The sequence below is a fragment of the Actinoplanes awajinensis subsp. mycoplanecinus genome, assembly GCF_001509495.1.
Lineage (GTDB): Bacteria > Actinomycetota > Actinomycetes > Mycobacteriales > Micromonosporaceae > Actinoplanes > Actinoplanes palleronii.
Genome location: NZ_LLZH01000346.1, coordinates 1 through 18154 on the forward strand (window position 1 = coordinate 1; position 18154 = coordinate 18154).

The 18154-nt window shown below is 72.9% G+C and carries 20 protein-coding genes; 13 read left to right on the forward strand and 7 right to left on the reverse strand.

The genetic code is table 11. The annotated features are described in order from the left end of the window. From ADL15_RS49500 to ADL15_RS49525, 6 genes are all read left to right on the forward strand, one after another. Nucleotides 1-483: DNA-3-methyladenine glycosylase family protein (locus ADL15_RS49500; RefSeq protein ID WP_394327007.1), on the forward strand; the 483-nt coding region annotated here is incomplete at its 5' end. A 142-nt stretch (nt 484-625) separates the two neighbouring features. Further along, nucleotides 626-1123 (forward strand): methylated-DNA--[protein]-cysteine S-methyltransferase, encoded by a 498-nt coding sequence (locus tag ADL15_RS49505; protein ID WP_067708104.1) that lies wholly within the window; start codon nt 626-628, stop codon nt 1121-1123. Between the two features lie 1114 nt (nt 1124-2237). Further along, on the forward strand, nt 2238-2939 hold the full coding sequence (locus ADL15_RS49510) for a protein DA1 (protein ID WP_067708107.1): 702 nt from the start codon (nt 2238-2240) through the stop codon (nt 2937-2939). 174 nt (nt 2940-3113) lie between these two features. Beyond that, complete coding sequence (locus ADL15_RS49515) at nt 3114-3833, forward strand: vWA domain-containing protein (RefSeq protein WP_067708108.1); 720 nt, start codon at nt 3114-3116, stop codon at nt 3831-3833. Nucleotides 3834-3845: 12 nt separating this feature from the next. Continuing rightward, on the forward strand, nt 3846-5066 hold the full coding sequence (locus ADL15_RS49520; RefSeq protein WP_067708111.1) for a protein phosphatase 2C domain-containing protein: 1221 nt from the start codon (nt 3846-3848) through the stop codon (nt 5064-5066). Next, complete coding sequence (locus ADL15_RS49525) at nt 5059-6135, forward strand: protein kinase family protein (RefSeq protein ID WP_067708114.1); 1077 nt, start codon at nt 5059-5061, stop codon at nt 6133-6135. The genes ADL15_RS49520 and ADL15_RS49525 overlap by 8 nt, the downstream gene beginning before the upstream one ends. Nucleotides 6136-6224: 89 nt before the next feature. On the opposite strand, the gene ADL15_RS49530 is transcribed toward ADL15_RS49525, so the two are convergent. Then, on the reverse strand, nt 6225-7487 hold the full coding sequence (locus tag ADL15_RS49530; protein WP_067708117.1) for a hypothetical protein: 1263 nt from the start codon (nt 7485-7487) through the stop codon (nt 6225-6227). Between the two features lie 160 nt (nt 7488-7647). Here ADL15_RS49530 and ADL15_RS49535 point away from each other — a divergent pair, with 160 nt between their 5' ends. After that, entirely contained in the window at nt 7648-8229 is a 582-nt protein-coding gene (locus ADL15_RS49535; RefSeq protein ID WP_067708120.1) for a hypothetical protein, read from the forward strand. A 49-nt stretch (nt 8230-8278) separates the two neighbouring features. Here ADL15_RS49535 and ADL15_RS49540 read toward each other — a convergent pair whose 3' ends face one another. Next, nucleotides 8279-9082, reverse strand: coding sequence for a DUF2076 domain-containing protein (locus ADL15_RS49540; protein WP_067708123.1), 804 nt, complete (start codon nt 9080-9082; stop codon nt 8279-8281). A gap of 54 nt (nt 9083-9136) precedes the next feature. Here ADL15_RS49540 and ADL15_RS49545 point away from each other — a divergent pair, with 54 nt between their 5' ends. Next, nucleotides 9137-10270 (forward strand): DNA recombination protein RmuC, encoded by a 1134-nt coding sequence (locus ADL15_RS49545; RefSeq protein ID WP_067708189.1) that lies wholly within the window; start codon nt 9137-9139, stop codon nt 10268-10270. A 24-nt stretch (nt 10271-10294) separates the two neighbouring features. Here the strand turns inward: ADL15_RS49545 and ADL15_RS49550 are convergent, their stop codons facing one another. After that, nucleotides 10295-11275, reverse strand: a complete 981-nt coding sequence (locus ADL15_RS49550) for a 4-hydroxy-3-methylbut-2-enyl diphosphate reductase (RefSeq protein ID WP_198171358.1) — start codon at nt 11273-11275, stop codon at nt 10295-10297. 86 nt (nt 11276-11361) lie between these two features. On the opposite strand from ADL15_RS49550, the gene ADL15_RS49555 reads away from it, so the two are divergent. From ADL15_RS49555 to ADL15_RS49570, 4 genes are read left to right on the forward strand one after another with little or no spacing between them, the layout of a single operon-like run. Further along, nucleotides 11362-11844: a hypothetical protein gene (locus ADL15_RS49555; RefSeq protein WP_067708126.1), complete on the forward strand. Its 483-nt coding sequence runs from the start codon at nt 11362-11364 to the stop codon at nt 11842-11844. A gap of 45 nt (nt 11845-11889) precedes the next feature. Next, nucleotides 11890-12453 carry a hypothetical protein gene (locus tag ADL15_RS49560; RefSeq protein WP_067708129.1) on the forward strand — a complete coding sequence of 188 codons (564 nt, stop codon included), beginning with the start codon at nt 11890-11892 and terminating at the stop codon, nt 12451-12453. Nucleotides 12454-12462: 9 nt separating this feature from the next. Beyond that, complete coding sequence (xseA, locus tag ADL15_RS49565) at nt 12463-13770, forward strand: exodeoxyribonuclease VII large subunit (protein ID WP_083972670.1); 1308 nt, start codon at nt 12463-12465, stop codon at nt 13768-13770. After that, the gene (locus ADL15_RS49570) at nt 13767-13970 is read left to right on the forward strand and encodes an exodeoxyribonuclease VII small subunit (RefSeq protein ID WP_067708132.1); all 204 of its coding nucleotides are present in this window, start codon (nt 13767-13769) and stop codon (nt 13968-13970) included. The genes xseA and ADL15_RS49570 overlap by 4 nt, the downstream gene beginning before the upstream one ends. Before the next feature lie 84 nt (nt 13971-14054). Here ADL15_RS49570 and ADL15_RS49575 read toward each other — a convergent pair whose 3' ends face one another. Further along, nucleotides 14055-14606 carry a DUF4245 domain-containing protein gene (locus tag ADL15_RS49575; protein ID WP_232345119.1) on the reverse strand — a complete coding sequence of 184 codons (552 nt, stop codon included), beginning with the start codon at nt 14604-14606 and terminating at the stop codon, nt 14055-14057. A gap of 100 nt (nt 14607-14706) precedes the next feature. Between ADL15_RS49575 and glpX the strand changes: the two genes are divergently transcribed. Next, a complete protein-coding gene (gene glpX / locus ADL15_RS49580; protein WP_067708135.1) occupies nt 14707-15747 on the forward strand; it encodes a class II fructose-bisphosphatase in 1041 nt (346 codons plus the stop codon). Nucleotides 15748-15849: 102 nt separating this feature from the next. Here glpX and ADL15_RS49585 read toward each other — a convergent pair whose 3' ends face one another. The 3 genes from ADL15_RS49585 to ADL15_RS49595 form a co-directional block, all read right to left on the reverse strand. After that, nucleotides 15850-16464: a rhomboid family intramembrane serine protease gene (locus ADL15_RS49585; protein WP_067708139.1), complete on the reverse strand. Its 615-nt coding sequence runs from the start codon at nt 16462-16464 to the stop codon at nt 15850-15852. A gap of 47 nt (nt 16465-16511) precedes the next feature. Further along, nucleotides 16512-17303 carry a S1 family serine peptidase gene (locus tag ADL15_RS49590; RefSeq protein WP_067708142.1) on the reverse strand — a complete coding sequence of 264 codons (792 nt, stop codon included), beginning with the start codon at nt 17301-17303 and terminating at the stop codon, nt 16512-16514. 79 nt (nt 17304-17382) lie between these two features. Continuing rightward, the gene (locus ADL15_RS49595) at nt 17383-18084 is read right to left on the reverse strand and encodes an aggregation-promoting factor C-terminal-like domain-containing protein (RefSeq protein WP_083972671.1); all 702 of its coding nucleotides are present in this window, start codon (nt 18082-18084) and stop codon (nt 17383-17385) included. Between the last annotated feature and the right edge of the window lie 70 nt (nt 18085-18154).

Consider the following 18154-nt stretch of genomic DNA (forward strand, 5'->3'; position numbering starts at 1 on the left):
CTTGGGGGTGGGTCTTCAGGGTCTTCGGGATCTTCGGGGTCTTCGGGGTCTTCGGGGTCTTCAGGCCCTTCGGGCCCCGCCCCCGCCCCCGCCTCCAACCACCAGCTCACCGGATTCCCGTCCGCCGAGAGCATCGCGGAACTCCCCGACTCCGCGTTCGGCATGCCCGCGGCCCGCCGCGCCACCATCCGCGCCCTGGCCACCGCCGTAGCCGACCACCGCATCGACCTGGAGCCCACCGCCGACCGCGCCGAGACCACCGCCCGCCTGCTGGAACTGCCCGGCATCGGCCCGTGGACCGCCGGTTACGTCGCGATGCGCGCGATCGGCGACCCGGACGTCTTCCTCGCCACCGATCTGGCCGCCCGCCGTGGCGCGGCCGCGCTCGACCTGCCGGACTCGGCGAAGGCGCTCGCCGCGCACGCGGAACGCTGGCGCCCCTGGCGTTCCTACGCACTGGTCCGTCTCTGGCGATCGGCCTGACCGCAGCCCGAACATACCTCGCGCCGCCACCCGCGAAGCCGTTGTCCACAGGCCTTCCCGTTGTCCACAGGCGGCGAAGATTTTCGCTCGCGGCCGACGCGGATCGGCCACGCTGAACCCCCGAAGCAAGGAGTTGAGGAGCATGTTGCGTCATTCCACGATGGACACCCCGGCCGGCCCGTTCACCCTGGTGGCCGGCGACTCGGGCGCGGTCCGCGCGGCCGGTTTCACCGCCGACGTGCCGGAGCTGATCCGGCTGATCCACCCGTCGCTGGCAGAGCCCGCGGAGCCGGCCGACGACGTAGGCCCGGCACAGGCCGCGGTCCGGGCGTATTTCCAGGGTGACCTGACCGCGCTGGACTCGATCGCGGTCGAGCAGCGCACCGGCGGCGAGTTCATGGCGCACGCGTGGCTCGTGATGCGCGACATCAAGCCGGGCGACCCGGTGACGTATTCGCGGTATGCCGAGCTCGCCGGCCGCCCGGCGGCGATCCGGGCGGCGGCCGCGGCGTGCGCGCGCAATCCGGTGGCGCTGATCGTGCCGTGCCACCGGGTGTTCCGCACGGACGGCGGGCTGGGCGGCTACCGGTGGGGCCTGCCGGTGAAGTCCTGGCTGCTGGAGCACGAGTCAGCCGGCTGATCCGCACGCGCCGCGGTCACTGTCCGCCGCACGGTCCCGGCAGGCGGTCGTCCGGTCCCGGCAGCCGGTCCGCTCCGGCTCACCCGGGGCCGACCCCTTTCACGGTACGACGTGAGACCCGCGACGGCCCCCGCCCCGGTGCGGTAACAGCGCGCACCGCACCCCTCGGCCGGCACGCGCGGTCATCTCGAACCCGCCCTGACAGCGACCAGCACCAGCCCGGCACACCCCCATGCCACTCAGCCTATTTTGATCCCGGCGGGGCGGCAGCGGTCCGCGCTCGGCGCTGAAGGGGCGGCGGAAGCCCGCGCTCGGCGCCTGTGGGGCGGCCGGGGTCCGCGCTCGGTCGGGTTCGGGGGCGGTAGCGGTCCGCGGTCGGGTTGTGCGTGCGGCTATCGCCCCCAGGTGGGCGGCGAGCGCACGCAATCCGGCAACGCGGACTCGCACCGCCCTAATCCGGCAACGCGGACTCGCACCGCCCTACCCAGCAGCCACAGGTACATCCGAGCGGGCATGTACACCCCGCCCCTCCCACAAAGGTGATCGAGGGGCGACCAGCCGACGATCAACGTGCTCGACGCTCCCCAGGCAGACACCATGCTCACCCCGGCCGGGATCGGCTACACCCTGCCCGCGAGCGCACGGCCGCACACTCGCCGGCACCCGCGCCACCGCCCCGACCGGGATGCCCTCGCGTGCCAGACGGTTCCGGCCACCACCGCCCCATCAAGATCAACTTAAGCTGAGCGGCATTGCGACACACCCGGCTGGGCACCACAGCCCGAATCAGCCCCCATAACGGCCCCCAGAACCAGCCCGACACACCCAGCTGGACACCACGGCCCGAATCAGCCCCCATAACGGCCCCCAGAACCAGCCCGCCACACCCGGCTGGACACCACTGCCCGAATCAGCCCGCCAAAACGGCCACCAGAACCAGCCCGACACACCCGGCTGGTTCTGGTGGCCGTTATTTGTCCAGGTAGGACGCGGCGAGGGGTGCAGCAGGCTGCCGCCAGCGCCGGCCGGGGCCGCTTGCCGGTGGCGGGTGGGCGGCACACTGGCGGGCGGCGGGGTGCCCGACGGTGACGTGAGGCGACATGACGGTTCGTGGGTGGCGGGCGTGATCCTGCCGCGCTGTGCCGCCTGCGGACGGCTGATGACGCTCACCGGTTTCGTCACGGCGAACGGTGAGCTGGTCTGCCGGCGGCACGCGCACGAGCGGCCCGCCGTCTGCTGTGGACTCCCGGCGGATCTCGCATTGCGGACGGACTGGCCGTTGTGCCCGCGGTGCGGAGCCACCGCGGTGCGGACCCAGCAGGACGTGAAGCGGGTGCTGCCGCCGATCGCGGCACGGATCCGGTCGTTGTCGATCCGGACGACGACACCGGTACGGGTACGCCTCGTACCCCGCGACGAGTTGCAGAACCGGCTGACCGGCCCCGGCGAGGTGCACGGGCTGACCGTTGTCGCGGGTCTCGACGTGATGGACCTGATGGTGGCCCGGGATCTGCCGCTGGTGCGGTTCGGGGTGGTGGTGGCGCACGAGGTGATGCACGCCTACCTGGCCCAGCAGGGGTTCGGTGACCTGTCGCCACAGGTCGAGGAGGGGTTGTGCGAACTGCTGGCACACGCCTGGCTGAAGGATCAGCCGGGCGATCCGGCGGAGTGGGAACGCCGCCGGATCACGCACAACCCGGATCCGGTGTACGGCGACGGCTTCCGGGCCGCCCGCGACGCCGCGATCCGGATCGGCGGCGTGCGCCGCATGCTCGACCACGTCCGCCGCCACGGCACCCTGCCCGGCCCGCCATGAAACGCCCGGCCCACCACGAAAAGCCCGGCATGAAACGCCCGGCCCACCACGAAAGCCCGGCATGAAACGCCCCGCCCACCACGAACGCCCGGCCCGCAACAAAACGCAAGCCGCGTGCACGCGCTTTCTAGGCTGAACGGCGACCGTTCCCGCCCGCCCGGCGCAGGAGGAACCATGTCCGATGTCCCGCAGGTGCCCGACGACCGTACTCTCGCTCTGGCCTTCTATCTGCTGGTCGACGTGTCGTATTCGATGGACGGCGCGCCGCTGGACGCGGTGAACCGGATCCTGCCCGAGGTGATCGACACCATCGAGGAGAGCCCGACGCTCGGTGACGTGGTGCGGTTCGGCGCGCTGGATTTCGCGGATGACGCGCGGACCGTGCTGCCGCTCGGTGACCTGCGGGACGTGCGGGCCATTCCGCAGTTCACCGCGAGGGGCGGCACGTCGTACGCGGCGGCGTTCCGGCGGCTGCGGCACGACATCGAGCACGACCTGGCGCGGTTGCGGGGCGAGGGGTTCCAGGTCTACCGGCCGGCGGTCTTCTTCGTCACGGACGGGGCGCCGACCGACGCCGTGCCGGAGGTGCGGGCCGCGTTCGCTGAGCTGACCGATCCGGGTTTCCGCGGGCGTCCGAACATCATCCCGTTCGGGGTGACGCCGGAGCTGCCGGGGGACTCGCTGGAGCCGTGGGTCCACCCGAAGCCCGGCACCGGCGGCAAGCCGATGCGCAGTTATGTCTACGGCGGCGCGGGTGACGCCGCGACCGCGATCCGGCAGATCGCCGACGTCCTGATCAGCAGCATCGTCGCGTCGGCGAACTCGGTGAACGACGCCGGCGCCGCGGGCGGCTTCGTGCCACCGGACGACGACGACCTGGGCGACTGGATCTGACGGCCGCCCGCCGTGACCGACGAGCAGGGACGACCACCCCCGACGGAGCCGCCCGCTGACCGGAAACGACCGCTGCCGGAGACCACCGCTGACCGGAAACGACCGCTGCCGGAGACCACCGCTGACCGGAAACGACCGCTGCTGGAGACGACCGACGAGCCGACCCTCGGGTACGACGAGCAGGGCCGTCCACCGCCCTGGACCCGGCACGACAACCGGCGCTGGGTGGTCGGTGACCCCGGCCGGCAGCCCGCGATACGTGCCCGCGTACCCCGGATGTTCCGCACTCCCCCACCCGACATCGTCATCGACGGCGCGGAGGCGGGCCGCCTGACGTTCCGCGCCACGTCGGTACGCGGGGCTGGTCACCAGGAGCGCGGCGAACCGCGACAGGACGCGTACGCGGTCCGGTTCACCCGGGATCAGCGCTGGCTGGCCGGCTGCGTCGCGGACGGGGTGTCGGCCGCGAAGCGGTCGCACGAGGCCGCCGCCGTGATCTGCGAGATCGTCGCCCAGTCCCTGATCGACCACCTGGTGGCGTACCCACCGCCACCCGGCGCATCCGGCTGGGCGGCCGAACTGCCCTGGTCACCAACGGTCACGGCGGCCAACGACGCGGTGACCGACCTGGCCCGCCCATTCCTGACGAAGGCCACGACGGCGACGACGCTGACGTTCGAGCAGGTGCGGGCGGTCATGTCGGCGACCGCGCTGGCGTTCGCCGTCGAGACCGAGCCCGCCCCGAACGGCGGCCACCGCGCCATGCTGGCCAATCTGTCCGGTGACTCCGCCGCGTTCCTGCTCACCGGCGGCGCGTGGCTGCCGCTGACCGCGGTGAAGAACGACGGCGCGGCGATCTTCTCGAGCGGGGTGCGCTCGCTGCCGGCCGACGTCCGGGTCGCGCCGAACGCGTTCTACCTGTTCCCGGGCCAGGTGCTGCTGGTGATGACGGACGGGCTCGGCGACCCGTTCGGCTCCGGCGCGGGTTCGGTCGCCGACTTCCTGCGCACCCGGTGGGCGGCGCCGCCGGATCCGCTGGCGTTCGCGCAGCAGGTCGCGTTCCTCCGCAAGTCGTTCACCGACGACCGCACCGCCGTCGTCCTCTGGCCGGCACCCCCCGCCGACCGGGACACCGCCCGAAAACCCGGACCACACCCCGACGACCAGGACACCGGACCGGACGCCGACGTCCGGGACACCGCCCGGCAACCCGGGCCGGACGCCGATGAGTGAGCTGCCGCTGCGGCGTCTCGGGCGGCTGGAGCAGCTCGCCCGGGGTGGCACCGCCACCGTCTTCCTCGCCCCCGACCTGCGGCTCCCCGACCTGCCCGGCAGCCGGTTCGTCTACAAGCGATACACCGGCGCGACGAAGCGCCGCGCCGGGCCGTCGCTGGCCGGTGGGCTGTCGGGGTTCGTCAGGTTCCGGGACCGGCTGCCGGACGCGCAACGGGCCGCCTGGGACGCCCGGATCATCTGGCCGCTGCGCGTCGTCGTCGACGAGGACGGCGCGGCCGACGGCGTTCTCATGCGGCTCATCCCGGACCGCTACTTCCAGGATTTCCGCAAGCGGTCCGGCGGTCTGCACCGCAAACCCCGGGAGATCGAGACCCTGTTCGGCGACGACGCGACCACGCGGCGCACCGGCCTGCCACCCGTCGACGTCGGTGACCGGCTGCGGCTGATCCGGGCGGTCGCCGGGGCCTACGCGATGATGCACCGGCAGAACGTGGTGGTCGGCGACGTCTCCGGCCGCAACATCATCTACGACCCGGATCCGGCCCGGCCGTCGGTGCTGGTGGTCGATGTGGACAGTGCCCGGGTGCGGGGCACGCGCGCGGTGTTCGGGATGCAGCCGCACACGCCGAACTGGCAGCCGCCGGAAGCCCTGGCCGCGAGCGCCGAGCTGGCCCGGCTGGACCCGGCCGACACCGACGCCCACGACCGGCTGCGGGCCCGCTGGGCGATCCAGAGCACGACGACCGACGTGTACAAGTTCGCCCTGATGGCGGCGCGGATCCTCGCCAACGGGCGGGGTGCCGCGGTCCGCCGGGACCCGGCCGGCGCGCACCGGATCCTCCGGGAGCGAGCGGGTGCGCAGGCCGCGGCACTGCTCGACGCGAGCCTGTCACCGGCAGGACGGGACCGCCCGGCGATGCGCGACTGGTATGAGGCGCTGCACCCGGCTGGTTCGCAGGGGTGCCTCCCCGAGCCGGAGGCACCCCTGCGAACCAGCCGGAACAGCGAGCGACCGGTGAGCGGCACCTGGGAATGGACCGACGGGCAGGGCTGGGTCCGCGGGTGACCGGGTGACTGCCATGTCCACGGACCGACGGGCGGGGCTGGGTCCGCGGGTGACCGGGTGGCTGCCGCACCTGCGGGCCGGGCGCGGGGTCAGGCCGTGCCGGGACCGGGTGGGTGCCAGGGCTGCGGGAGTGGCGGGGCCGCCGGGGTCCAGGCCGCGAGCCAGTTCAGGTCCGCGTCGCGCCAGGCCGGATCACCGCTTTCCCGTACGCGTACCGCGTCGCAATCGGTCACCAGCACGTCGACGCGCGGAGCGAGCGTGTAGGGCGCCGAGTCCAGCGCGTGCGCACCGAGCCGCACGTCGTGCCGGTGCGCCAGCTCGATCAGGTCGCGGACGGCGGCACGCAGCCGGAGCCGGTCGCCGGGCGGGGCCTGCCCGAGCTCACCGTCGTAGCGGCGGGCCGGCACGTCCGGGGCGAGCAGGCCGGTGACCGCGGTCGCGCCGGCGCCGACCACGAGCCGGACCGGCCAGAGCATCCGGGCGGTGAGCTCGCCGGCGTGCCCGCGCAGCGCGACCATCCGCAGCAGCGGGGCGAACGGCTGCCCCGGGTCGAGGAACCGGCGGTAGACGAGCGGCCCGGGATGCCCCGTGCCGGGGTCGCCGGCCTGCAGCAGGTCGGTGAGCGGGGCGTGGCGCTGGCCGTACCCGAGAAGCAGTTGATCCTCCCGGACCACCCATCGGTCGTAGGAGATCCGCGGAGCGCCGGACCCCAGTGACCGGCGGACCGTGGCGACCACCCGGCGAGCGACGCCCGTCAGGGTGTCGTCGGCGCCCGCCATCGCGACCTCGACGCCGCGCCCCGCGCCGAGCTCGGCGAGCAGGCCGAAGTCCGCGCCGGGCAGCGGGACCAGCAGCACCCGCGGCGCCCAGTCCCGGGTCTCGTCGGCGTGCAGGGTGCCGGTGAGCAGGGCGTCGAGGGCGGCGGCCCGCTCGTGCGGCTCGTCGGCCGCATGGCCGGTTGTGATCACCACGAGGCACGGGGTGCGCACGTCCGCGGCGTCGTCCTCCAGCATGGTGATGTCGCTGCGGATCAGCCGGCGCAGGGCGAGCAGTGCGGCGGCGAGCCGGGGCGCGGCGGTGGACCGGCCGGCGGGCAGGGTGGCGAGGCGGGGCGGACGGAGCGCGGCGTCGGCCTGCTGGAGCTGCATCAGCGGGACCAGGTCGCCGTCGCCGGTGTGCAACTCGACGCTCCAGCGGACCGCGTCGGCCAGGCCGGGATCCGCGGTGAGCTGCTCGGCCAGGTGCGCGAGCAGCAGGTCGACGGTGGCCCGGCCCCGATCGGACAGCGCACCGGAGACGTCGCAGAGCACGTACAGCGGCTGGATGGTCAGACCCGCGGAGTCGTCGGTCACCGGAACCTCCGCGCTCCGAGGCTAGCCGGGCGCGGCCACCCCGGGCCGGTTCCGGACGGCGGCCGGGGTCCGGGGCGGGCCCTACCGGCTGCGCGGGTCCGGGGCGGCAAAAGCCGGGATCCGGGGAGCCGGGGCCGGGTTTCGGTCCACCATAGGAGGCATGCCGATCGCCCCAGAGGAGGTCGAGGCGCCGGCCGGGGACAGCACGTTGTTCCGGTCGTCGCCGGGCCGGACGTTCGTCGCGGTGTTCGCCGTGCTGATGCTGTCGTACCTGGCGGTCTCCCCGATCGTGGGGTGGATCGCGCGGGACACCGGGGACCCGTGGTGGGTGACCGCGCTGCAGGCGGTCGTCGTCGGGACCGCGGTCGCCGCGTTCTACGCGCTGTCCGCGCGGGCCGCGCTCAGCACCTGGGTACGGATCTCGGCCGGTGGCCTGGAACTCGCCGCCCAGGGCAGCGACCCGGTGCTGCTGGCCTGGGACGACGTGGCCGCCGTGACGGTGCGGCGCAGCGGCCTGCGCACCGTGCTCGAGGTGACCCCGGTGGACATGGACACCGTGCACCCGGTGCAGGGGCCGGCCGAGGGCTGGCCGCCGCTGACCGAGACGGCGCGCGGGCCGGCGTTCGTGGCCGACCTGTCGCAGATCTGGCCGGGTGCCCGGGCGCTGCGGCGGGAACTCGTCCGGCGCCTCCACCCGTACCCGAGACCGACCGTCGACGCCCACCCACCGCAACCCTGGTGAAAGACCGAAGGCGGGCCCGAGGGCCCGCCTTTTCCCTGGTGAGAACGAACTAGAAGTCGCCGCCGCCGAAATCGCCGCCACCGAAGTCCCCGCCGCCGAAGTCGCCACCGCCCCAGTCGCCGCCACCGCCGCCGACGTCGCCGAGGCTGTTCACGTCGCCACCGCCGTCACCGCCGACGTCGCCGCCGTCGGCGATCCCGTCCTGGTAACCGTCGGCGTAGGAACCGTCGGCGAACGCGCCGACGTCACCGAAGGACGGCGAGAACAGCGCGTCGAAGATCAGCATGCCGCCGAGCACACCGGCGCCGGTGCCGAGCGCGGTCTTCCAGACCGGCGTCGAATACCAGCCGGACGGCACCGGACGGCCCTGCACCCGGCCGCCGGGGTAGTAGTACGGAGTGTCCGGTCCGGGCTGCGGACCGGCCCGGTACGCGTGGCCCTGCACACTGACCTCACGTTCCTGGGTGAGCTGGCCGGAGCCACGGGACGCGGCCAGCGGCGGCACGTCCGGGCCCGGGTCGAGGCCCATCGCCACCCGGCCGGCCCGCACGTACGCCAGGCCCTCCAGGGCCGACTCCCGGGCCAGCTCGAACTGCCGCACCGTGGTGGCCTGCTGCAACTGGCCGCCGGCGGCGTTGTACCGCTCGCTCGCGTCGGCCAGCGCCTGCCGCGCGGCCGGGTCCTCGGCGTGCAGGTTCAGCACCTGGCCGCCGAGTCGCTCGTACCACCGCTGCGCGTCGGCGCGGGCGTCCTCGAGCTGGGTCTGCTTCAGTTTGCCGCCGCCACGTTGAACGCCGGCGACGATCAGGGCGACGATCGCGACGATGGCCAGGATGAGCAACACGCCGTTCATGTTTCCCAAGGTACTCCCGGTGGTCTTGTGGCGTTGTTCTGGCAATCTGCGATGGTGACGTACTCGACGCTCGCTGTGATCCTGGTCTGCCTCGCGGCCGGCGCCGCCCTCGGCTGGTTGGCCGCGAGGGCCCGTGCCGCCGCCGACATCGCCCGGCTGGAGGCGACGGTGGCCGCGACCCGCGACGGCGAGCACCGGCTGGAACAGTCGATGCGGGCGCTGGCCTACGAGTCGACCGCCCAGTCGCAGGAGGCGGTGGCCCGGGCCGTCGCGCCGCTGCAGGACACCCTGCGACGGTACGAGCAGCGGGTCGCCGACCTGGAGCACGAGCGGATCGACGCGTACGCCGAGCTGCGCGAGCAGGTCCGGGCGATGGGTGTGGTCTCCACCGAGCTGCGCGGCGAGACCCGGCAGCTGGTGTCCGCGCTGCGTACCCCGCAGGTGCGTGGCCGCTGGGGTGAGCACCAGCTGCGCCGGATCGTGGAGGCGGCCGGGCTGCTGGAGCACTGCGACTTCGGCGAGCAGGTCACCGGCGAGACCGACAACCAGGGCGTCCGGCCCGACATGGTGGTCCGGCTGCACGGCGGGCGCACCGTGGTGGTGGACGCGAAGGCGCCGCTGGAGGGTTATCTGTCCGCGATGGAGGCCCGCGACGAGCGGGACCGGGATCTGCACCTGGACCAGCACGCCCGGCACCTGCGGGCGCACGTGGACGCGCTGTCGGCGAAGGAGTACTGGACGGCGTTCGCGTCGACACCGGACTTCGTGGTGCTGTTCGTGCCGGCCGACCCGTTCCTGGACGCGGCGTTGCAGCGGGACCCGGTGCTGATGGAGTATGCGTTCCGCCGCAACGTGGTGCTGGCCACCCCGGCGACGCTGGTGGCGATGCTGCGCACCGTGGCGTTCGCCTGGCGGCAGGAGAAACTGACCGGTAACGCGGTCGCCGTGCACACCCTGGGCCGGGAGCTCTACGCCCGGCTGGCGACGCTCGGTGACCACGTGAGCCGGCTCGGGGTGTCGCTGAACGGGGCGGTCAGCGCGTACAACAAGGCGGTCGGCTCGCTGGAGTCCCGGGTGCTGGTCAGCGCACGCAAACTCGCCGAGATGGGGGTCTCGGACGAGGAGCTGCCGCAGCCACCTCAGGTGGAGGTGGCCCCGCGGCAGCCCCAGGCGCCGGAATTCAGCTAGCCGCGGCCGGGCCGCGGCCGGCGCTCAACTGGCCGCTGCCCGAGCCGCCGCGGCCAGCTTCATGTCGCGGCGCAGCTCCTGCGGCAGGGAGAACGTCAGGCGCTCCTCGGCCGTGGTGAACTCGGTGACCTCGCCGAAGCCGTGGTCGGCGAGGCGCGCGAGCACCTCCATGACCAGCTCGTCCGGCACGCTGGCGCCGGACGAGACGCCGACCGTGGTCGCGCCGTCGAGCCACTCGTCCTGGATCTCGCTGGCGTAGTCGACCAGGTGACCGGCGCGGGCGCCGGCGCCGAGCGCGACCTCGACCAGCCGCACCGAGTTCGACGAGTTGGTCGAGCCGACCACGATCACCACGTCGCACTCCGGCGCGATCTCTTTGATCACGTGCTGCCGGTTCGAGGTGGCGTAGCAGATGTCGTCGCTGGGCGGCGACTGCAGCAGCGGCAGCCGGGTCTTGAGCCGGGCCACGGTCTCCATGGTCTCGTCGACCGAGAGCGTGGTCTGCGACAGCCAGACGACCTTGGCCGGGTCGCGGATCACCACGTTGGCCACGTCGTCGGGCCCGTCGACCAGCTGGATGTGCGCGGGCGCCTCACCGGCGGTGCCGATGACCTCCTCGTGCCCCTCGTGCCCGATCAGCAGGATGTCGTAGTCCTCGGCGGCGAACCGCTTCGCCTCGTGGTGGACCTTCGTCACCAGCGGGCAGGTCGCGTCGATCGCCTTGAGGTTGCGCTCGCGGGCCTGGTCGTGCACCTCGGGCGCGACGCCGTGCGCGGAGAAGACCACTGTCGCGCCCTCGGGCACCTCGTCGTTCTCCTCGACGAAGATGGCGCCGCGGGCCTCGAGCGTGCCGACCACGTGTTTGTTGTGCACGATCTGCTTGCGCACGTAGACCGGGGCGCCGTAGAGCTTCAGCGCCTCCTCGACGGTCTGCACGGCGCGGTCGACGCCGGCGCAGTAGCCACGCGGCTTGGCGAGCAACACCCGCTTACGAGGTTCAGTCACCCGGCCATGGTACGTGCCCCGATCCCCCGGCCGCCCTCCTGCGATCAGGGCCACAGCCCTGGCGTCCGGGTGGTAGAGATCTCCCCATGACGACGGACCCGATCACCGGCCATCCGGTCCGGGTGATGATCGGCGCGGGCACCTGCGCGCTCGGCGCTCTCGCGGTGCTGTTCGCCCCGGCAGCGCTGGTGGTGCTGGCCGCGGGCGCGCTCCTGCTGTGCTGGCATCGGCTGCGCCCTTCGGCCGCGTTCGCCGCGGTGGGCGCGGTGGCCGGTGCGGTGGCGGGCACGTTCGGGACCCTTCTGGTACGGACGGAAGAGCTCTGCTGCATGTTCGGCTGGTCGGAGGGCCGGGGCTGGCCGTACTCCTGGCTGACCCGGGGCGGGGTGGCCGACGAGCCGGACACCGCCCGGCAGCTGGCGATCGCGGACGGGTGGGACGTCTACCCGGAGCATCTGGCCGCGGACGTGGTGCTGTGGGCGTACACCGGATTTGTGCTCTTCGCGGTGATCGGCCTGGGGTGGCGCATCGGTCGTGAGCGGCGCGGCGGCCGGCCCAGCGGGTCCTGATCGGTTTGACCCCATAACAGCGCTTTAGAGCCGATACTCGGGGACATGAGCGCCGAGCGGGACGACGGCTGGCCCTCGATCCCGACCGTTCTGCGGGTGATGACCGGCTGGTTCCTGTTCGGGATCGGCCTGCTCGACCTGGCCACCGGCGGGGACGGGCCGGCCTATGCGATCTTCCACGTGGCGGTGACACTCGGCGGGACGGTTCTGCTGAGCCTGCACCGGATCCGGCCGAGCCGGACCGGCTACCAGATCGCGGCGCTCACCGGCCTGGCCGGCCTCGGCCTCGGGTTGCTGCCCACCACCACCCGGTGCTGCCTGGCCTTCTACCCGCAGCGCCGCGGCTACCCGTTCCCGTTCCTGGGCAGCGGCGGCGGCCTGCACCTGGACGGCCGGTACCTCGCCGCTGACCTGGTGTTCTGGGTCTGTGCCGGGCTGGTCACCCTGGTCGGTGCGCGGTTCGTGGAGCGGCTGCTGCCGGAGCGGCGCACCCCGGTCGACCTGGCCGGCTACGTGGGCCGGCACGCCGAGCCGCACGCGCACGAGGCCGAGGATCACGCGCACGTGCCGCGGCATCGCGCCGACGAGAATGTCGGTGGGCTGACCTAGTCTGGCCGGGTGAACGATCCGCAGGCCACCACGACGGGCGGCCCCCCGAAGAGCACCGCCGACGAGCCGTGGCCGGTGCGGGTGGTCAGTCAGAAGGTCGGCGCCTGGATCGCCAAGCTCGGCTGGGTCTGGGTCGACGGGCAGGTCGCCCAGATCAGCCGCCGGGCCGGCTCCGGGGTGGTCTTCCTGACCCTGCGCGACCCGGCCGCCGACCTGAGCCTGACCGTCACCATGCACCGCGACGTGCTGGAGATGGGCGCGCCCGACCTGGCCGAGGGCGCCCGGGTGACGCTGCACGCCAAGCCGGAGTTCTATCCGGCGCGCGGCACGCTGAGCCTGCGCGCCGACGAGATCCGCCAGGTCGGCCTCGGCGAGCTGCTGGCCCGGCTGGAGCGGCTGAAGAAGCTGCTCGCCGCGGAGGGCCTGTTCGCCCGGGAGCGCAAGCGCCGGCTGCCGTTCCTGCCCACCCGGATCGGCCTGATCACCGGGCAGAACACCGCCGCCGAGCGCGACGTGCTGATGAACGTCAAGCGTCGCTGGCCGGCCGCCGACTTCCGGGTCGCGCACGTCGCCGTGCAGGGGCCGAACGCGGTGCCGCAGATCCTCAACGCGCTCAAGGTGCTCGACGACGACGAGACGGTCGACGTGATCGTGATCGCCCGCGGCGGCGGCAGCGTGGAGGACCTGCTGCCGTTCTCCGACGAGGCGCTGTGCCGGGCGGTGTTCGCCGCGCGCACGCCGGTGGTCAGCGCGATCGGCCACGACCCGGACACCCCGCTGCTGGACTACGTCGCCGACCTGCGCGCCTCCACGCCGACCGACGCGGCCAAACGGATCGTCCCCGACCTCGGCGACGAGCTGCGGATGATCGAGCTGGCCCAGCGCCGGCTGGACCGCGCGGTGCTCACCCTGATCGGCCGGGAGCAGCAACGGATCGAGGGGTGGCGGTCCCGGCCGGTGCTGGCCCGGCCGGAGTCGCTGATCGACCAGCGCTCCACCGAGGTGACCGCGCTGCGCGACCGGGCCGGGCGCAGCCTGGAGCACCGGGTGCGCCGGGCCGACGACGAGCTGCGGCACACCCTGGCCCGGCTGCGCGGGCTGTCGCCGCTGGCCACCCTGCAGCGGGGTTATGCGATCGTGCAGCGCGACGACGGGCACGTGGTGCGGGCGGCCGGCGACGTGGGCACGGGCGACCCGCTGCGGGTCCGGCTGGCCGAGGGTGAGCTGGGCACGGTGGTCACGTCGGTGTCAGCTTCGGGTTCGGTTTCAGGTTCGGCTTCGGCTTCGGCTTCAGGTTCGGGGGAAAAGGACGCATGAGCGACGAGAGTCTCAGCTACGAACAGGCGCGGACCGAGCTGGCCGGGGTGGTCGACCGGCTGGAGCAGGGCGGCGGCAGCCTGGAGGAGTCGCTCGCGCTGTGGGAGCGCGGCGAGAAACTGGCCGACGTCTGCCAGCGCTGGCTCGACGGCGCCCGCGCGCGGATCGACGCCGCCCGGGCGGCCCGCGACTCGGAGTGACCGGGCGGCACTGCCCCTGGGCCGTGCCGCTCCTGACCCGCGCGGCTCGCGGCCGTGCCGCTCCGGGCCGTGCCGCTCATCGGCTCAGCGCAGGGACGCGGCCAGCTGCTCCAGGGTCTTCTGGCTGGACGTGCCGACGATCAGCACGGTCCGCTTGCCCTCGGTGAAGATCAGCGCGGTCTCGCCCGGCCGGCCGCTGTAGACCAGCCAGGTCCGCTGCTCGGTGCGATAGGCGCCGGTGCGCTTCCCGTCCTTGCCGACCTCGGCCGGCACCAGGGTCTCGGCCGGCGTGGTGCTCTCCACCAGCTGCGCCGAGCCGTCGTCCGGGTCGACGTACCCGATCCGCAGGGTCACGCCGCCGGCCGTGCGTTTGACGGTCGCCGTGGTGACCCGCCAGTCCGCGTCCAGCCCGGCCGGCTGCAGGACGGTGAACTCCTTCGAGGCCTGCTGGATCGAGGGAGCCGGGTCGACGGTGATCGGCTCGTCGCCGCTGAGCACCACCCGGTAGAAGACGAGCAGCAGCGCGATCGGCACGATCAGCACCAGCAGCGACAGGGCCATGTCACGCGTCGACCGGCCCTCGCGCTTGGTCAGGCGCATCGGGGCCGGCGCGGTCTCGGTAGCAGCGGGTTCCACGTGCTCATTGTTAACCATGTCGCTGAACCGGGACTTGGCACGTCCTCGGATGCCAGGATCGAGGGACTCACCAACCCCGCAACGACGCGAGGAGGCCGACATGCCTGCACGGATTCCCCAGGATCTCGACCGCAACATCGCCCTCGACCTGGTCCGCGTGACCGAGGCGGCCGCCATGGCGGCCGGCCGATGGGTCGGACGTGGCGACAAGAACGGCGGCGACGGCGCCGCCGTCGACGCGATGCGCAAGCTGATCAACTCGATTCAGATGCAGGGCGTCGTCGTGATCGGCGAGGGCGAGAAGGACGAAGCCCCGATGCTCTACAACGGCGAACGGGTCGGCGACGGCACCGGGCCGGAGGTGGACGTCGCGGTCGACCCGGTCGACGGCACCACCCTGATGAGCAAGGGCATGCCCGGCGCCGTGGCGGTGCTGGCAGTGGCCGAGCGGGGGGCGATGTTCGACCCCAGCGCGGTCTTCTACATGGACAAGATCGCGGTCGGGCCGGACTGCGCCGACGTGATCGACATCAACGCCGGCGCGACCGAGAACCTGCGCCGCATCGCCCGGGCCAAGCGGAGCAGCATCTCCGACGTGACCGTGTGCATCCTGGACCGGCCGCGGCACGCCGCGCTGGTCGCGGAGGTCCGGCAGGCCGGCGCGAACATCAAGTTCATCTCGGACGGCGACATCGCCGGCGCCATCTCGGCGGCGCGCGGTGAGTCCGACGTGGACGTGCTGATGGGCATCGGCGGCACACCCGAGGGGATCACCGCGGCCTGCGCGATCAAGTGCCTGGGCGGCATGATCCAGGCGAAGCTCTGGCCGCTCGACGACTCGGAACGGCAGAAGGCGATCGACGGCGGGCACGACCTGGACCGGGTGCTCACCACCGACGACCTGGTCACCGGCGACAACTGCTTCTTCGTTGCCACCGGGGTCACCTCGGGCGACCTGCTCAAGGGGGTGCGGTACCGGTCCGGTGGCGCGCACACCCAGTCGATCGTGATGCGGTCGAAGAGCGGGACGATCCGGGTGATCGACTCGTATCACCGGCTGGAGAAGCTGGCGCTCTACTCGGCCGTGGACTTCGACGGGCACCTGCCGACCGTACCGAGCGGCGACGAACCGCGGATGTGAGCCCGCCCGGCCGTGCCGTGCGTTCCGGCTGCCGGGACGCGCGGCACGGCCGCCGGGGACCCGTGAACGTCGCGGGCTCCCCGTCGTACCGGAAAAATGGGGTCAGCGGCGGCGGCGGAACAGGAACGCGGCGAGGAAGCCGCCGATCAGGCCGCACAGGTGGCCCTGCCAGGACACCGCGCGGTCGGTCGGCAGGATGTTGTAGATCTGGTACCAGTAGAGCAAGCCGATGAACGCGGCCACGCCCAGGTTCCACCAGCTGCGCTCGACGAAGCCGCGGGCGAAGAGCAGGCCGAGATAACCGAAGACCACCCCGCTGGCGCCGACCACGACCGTGCCCGGGTCGCCGACGAACCACACGCCCAGGCCGCTGACCAGCATGATGACGAACGTCGACCAGAGGAACCGGCGGGCGCCACCGGCCAGCGCGAACGTGCCGACCAGGATCAGCGGCACCGCGTTGCCGTAGAGATGGTCCCAGCCGGAGTGCAGGAACGGGCTGAACAGCACGCCGTCCAGGCCGTCGATGCGACGCGGGATGATGCCGCCGGCCACGTCCAGGGTGCCGGCGCCGACGGCGACGTCCAGCGCCTCGACCAGGAAGAGGACCGGGATCACCGCGCACATCGTGACGAACGCGCGACCCAGGGCAGCGTAAAAGGCGTCGGTGCCGAACTGCGTCGCCGCGTCGGCTCGGGTCTCGGGGGCCCAGCTCATCCCTCGATGGTCCCAGGTGCGCGCACCCCCGGCCAGTGCGCGAGCCGTCAGGACAGGGTGCGGATGGCCTCGAGGATCGCCGGGCGGAACTTGGAGATCTGGGTGTAGACCCCGGGGTACGCGTCCCGGGCGCAGCCCAGCCCCCAGCTCACGATGCCGACCTGGGCCCACCGCCCGTCCCGGCCGCGCCGCACCATCGGGCCGCCGGAGTCGCCCTGGCAGGTGTCCACCCCGTGCCGCCCGGCACAGATCGAGTCGGTCTTCACCAGGGTCACCTTCGCGGCCAGGTACGACTTCGCGCACACCTCGTCGGTGATGGTCGGCACGCTCGCGTAGTGCAGCCGGCGTTCCTGCTGCGGCGAGCCCTCCTTGGTCTGGCCCCAGCCCATCACCGTGACGTCGCCCTGGTCGGCGGAGGCGTCCGGGATCATGTCGAGGGTCGGCAGGCCGAGGTCCTTGTCCAGCTTGACCACCGCCCAGTCGTCGCCGCGGGTCTCGGTCTGGAACCCGGGCGCACGGAACACCTGGACCGAGCGGGCGGTGAGCGCGTTCTTGGCCTTCAGGTCGGTCACCCCGGCGGTCACGATGATCTTGGTATTGGGTCCGGTCGGGCCGACGCAGTGCCCGGCGGTGAGCACCACCCGGGGCGCGGTGAGCGCGCCGCCGCAGCCCATCGAGAGCCGGACCACCCAGGGGAACTCGCCGGTCTTCGCGACGGTGCCGCCGACCACTTCGAGGATCGGCGGTCCGCCGACGCCCGCGCGGGCCGGCACGTCACCGGCGGCGAGCACGACCGCCAGGGCGACAACCAGGACGAGCGAGGCGACATTTCGGACCATCCGGACATTTGATCACAGCAAAACGGGGCCGTGCGGCTTGCCGCGCGGCCCCGTTCCTAACGCTTCGGGCACTGACGCCCTAGTACCAGCCGGAGCTCTCCGAGTGGTTCCACGCCCCGCAGGGGGTGTCGTAACGGCCCTCGATGTACCCGAGGCCCCACTTGATCTGCGTGGCCGGGTTGGTCTTCCAGTCGTCCGCGATCGACGCCATCTTGCTGCCGGGCAGCGCCTGCGGGATCCCGTACGCACCGGAACTGCGGTTGGCGGCCTTGTAGTTCCAGCCGCTCTCGCGCTTCCACAGCTTGTCCAGGCACGGGAACTGGTCGATCTTGAAGCCGGCGTTGAGCATCAGCGCGCAGCCGATCCCCCGGCTGCCCGAGTACTCGCTGCACGAGCTGGGGATCTCACCGGCGAACGGCACCGCGGCGCCGGACTCCTCGGCCTTCTTCGCCTCTTCGGCCTTCTTCGCGGCCGCCTCGACGGCGATCGCCTTCTTCTCGAGCGTCCGCGCCTTGGTGGCGGCGGCCTTCGCCTCGACCGCGGCCTTCGCGGCGGCGGCGTCCTCGGCCGTCCGGCGGAACGCCCGGGCTGCGGCGTGCTCGGCCTGACGCGACCTCAGCAGCTGCAGCTCCTCCGCGTTCGCCTGCATGACGAGCTGCGAGTCGTTGCTCTGCTGCTGGACCTCGCGGTCCTGCCCGAGGTACACACCGCCGCCGAGACCCGCGACCAGCAGGCTGACGGACGCCGTACGAACTCCGAGCCGGCGCACGAGCCGATTCACGAAGATTCCCTTCGTCGGGGGTAATGAACGCGGCACGGCCCCACCGGCTGGTGGACGGTCGTGCCGCGAG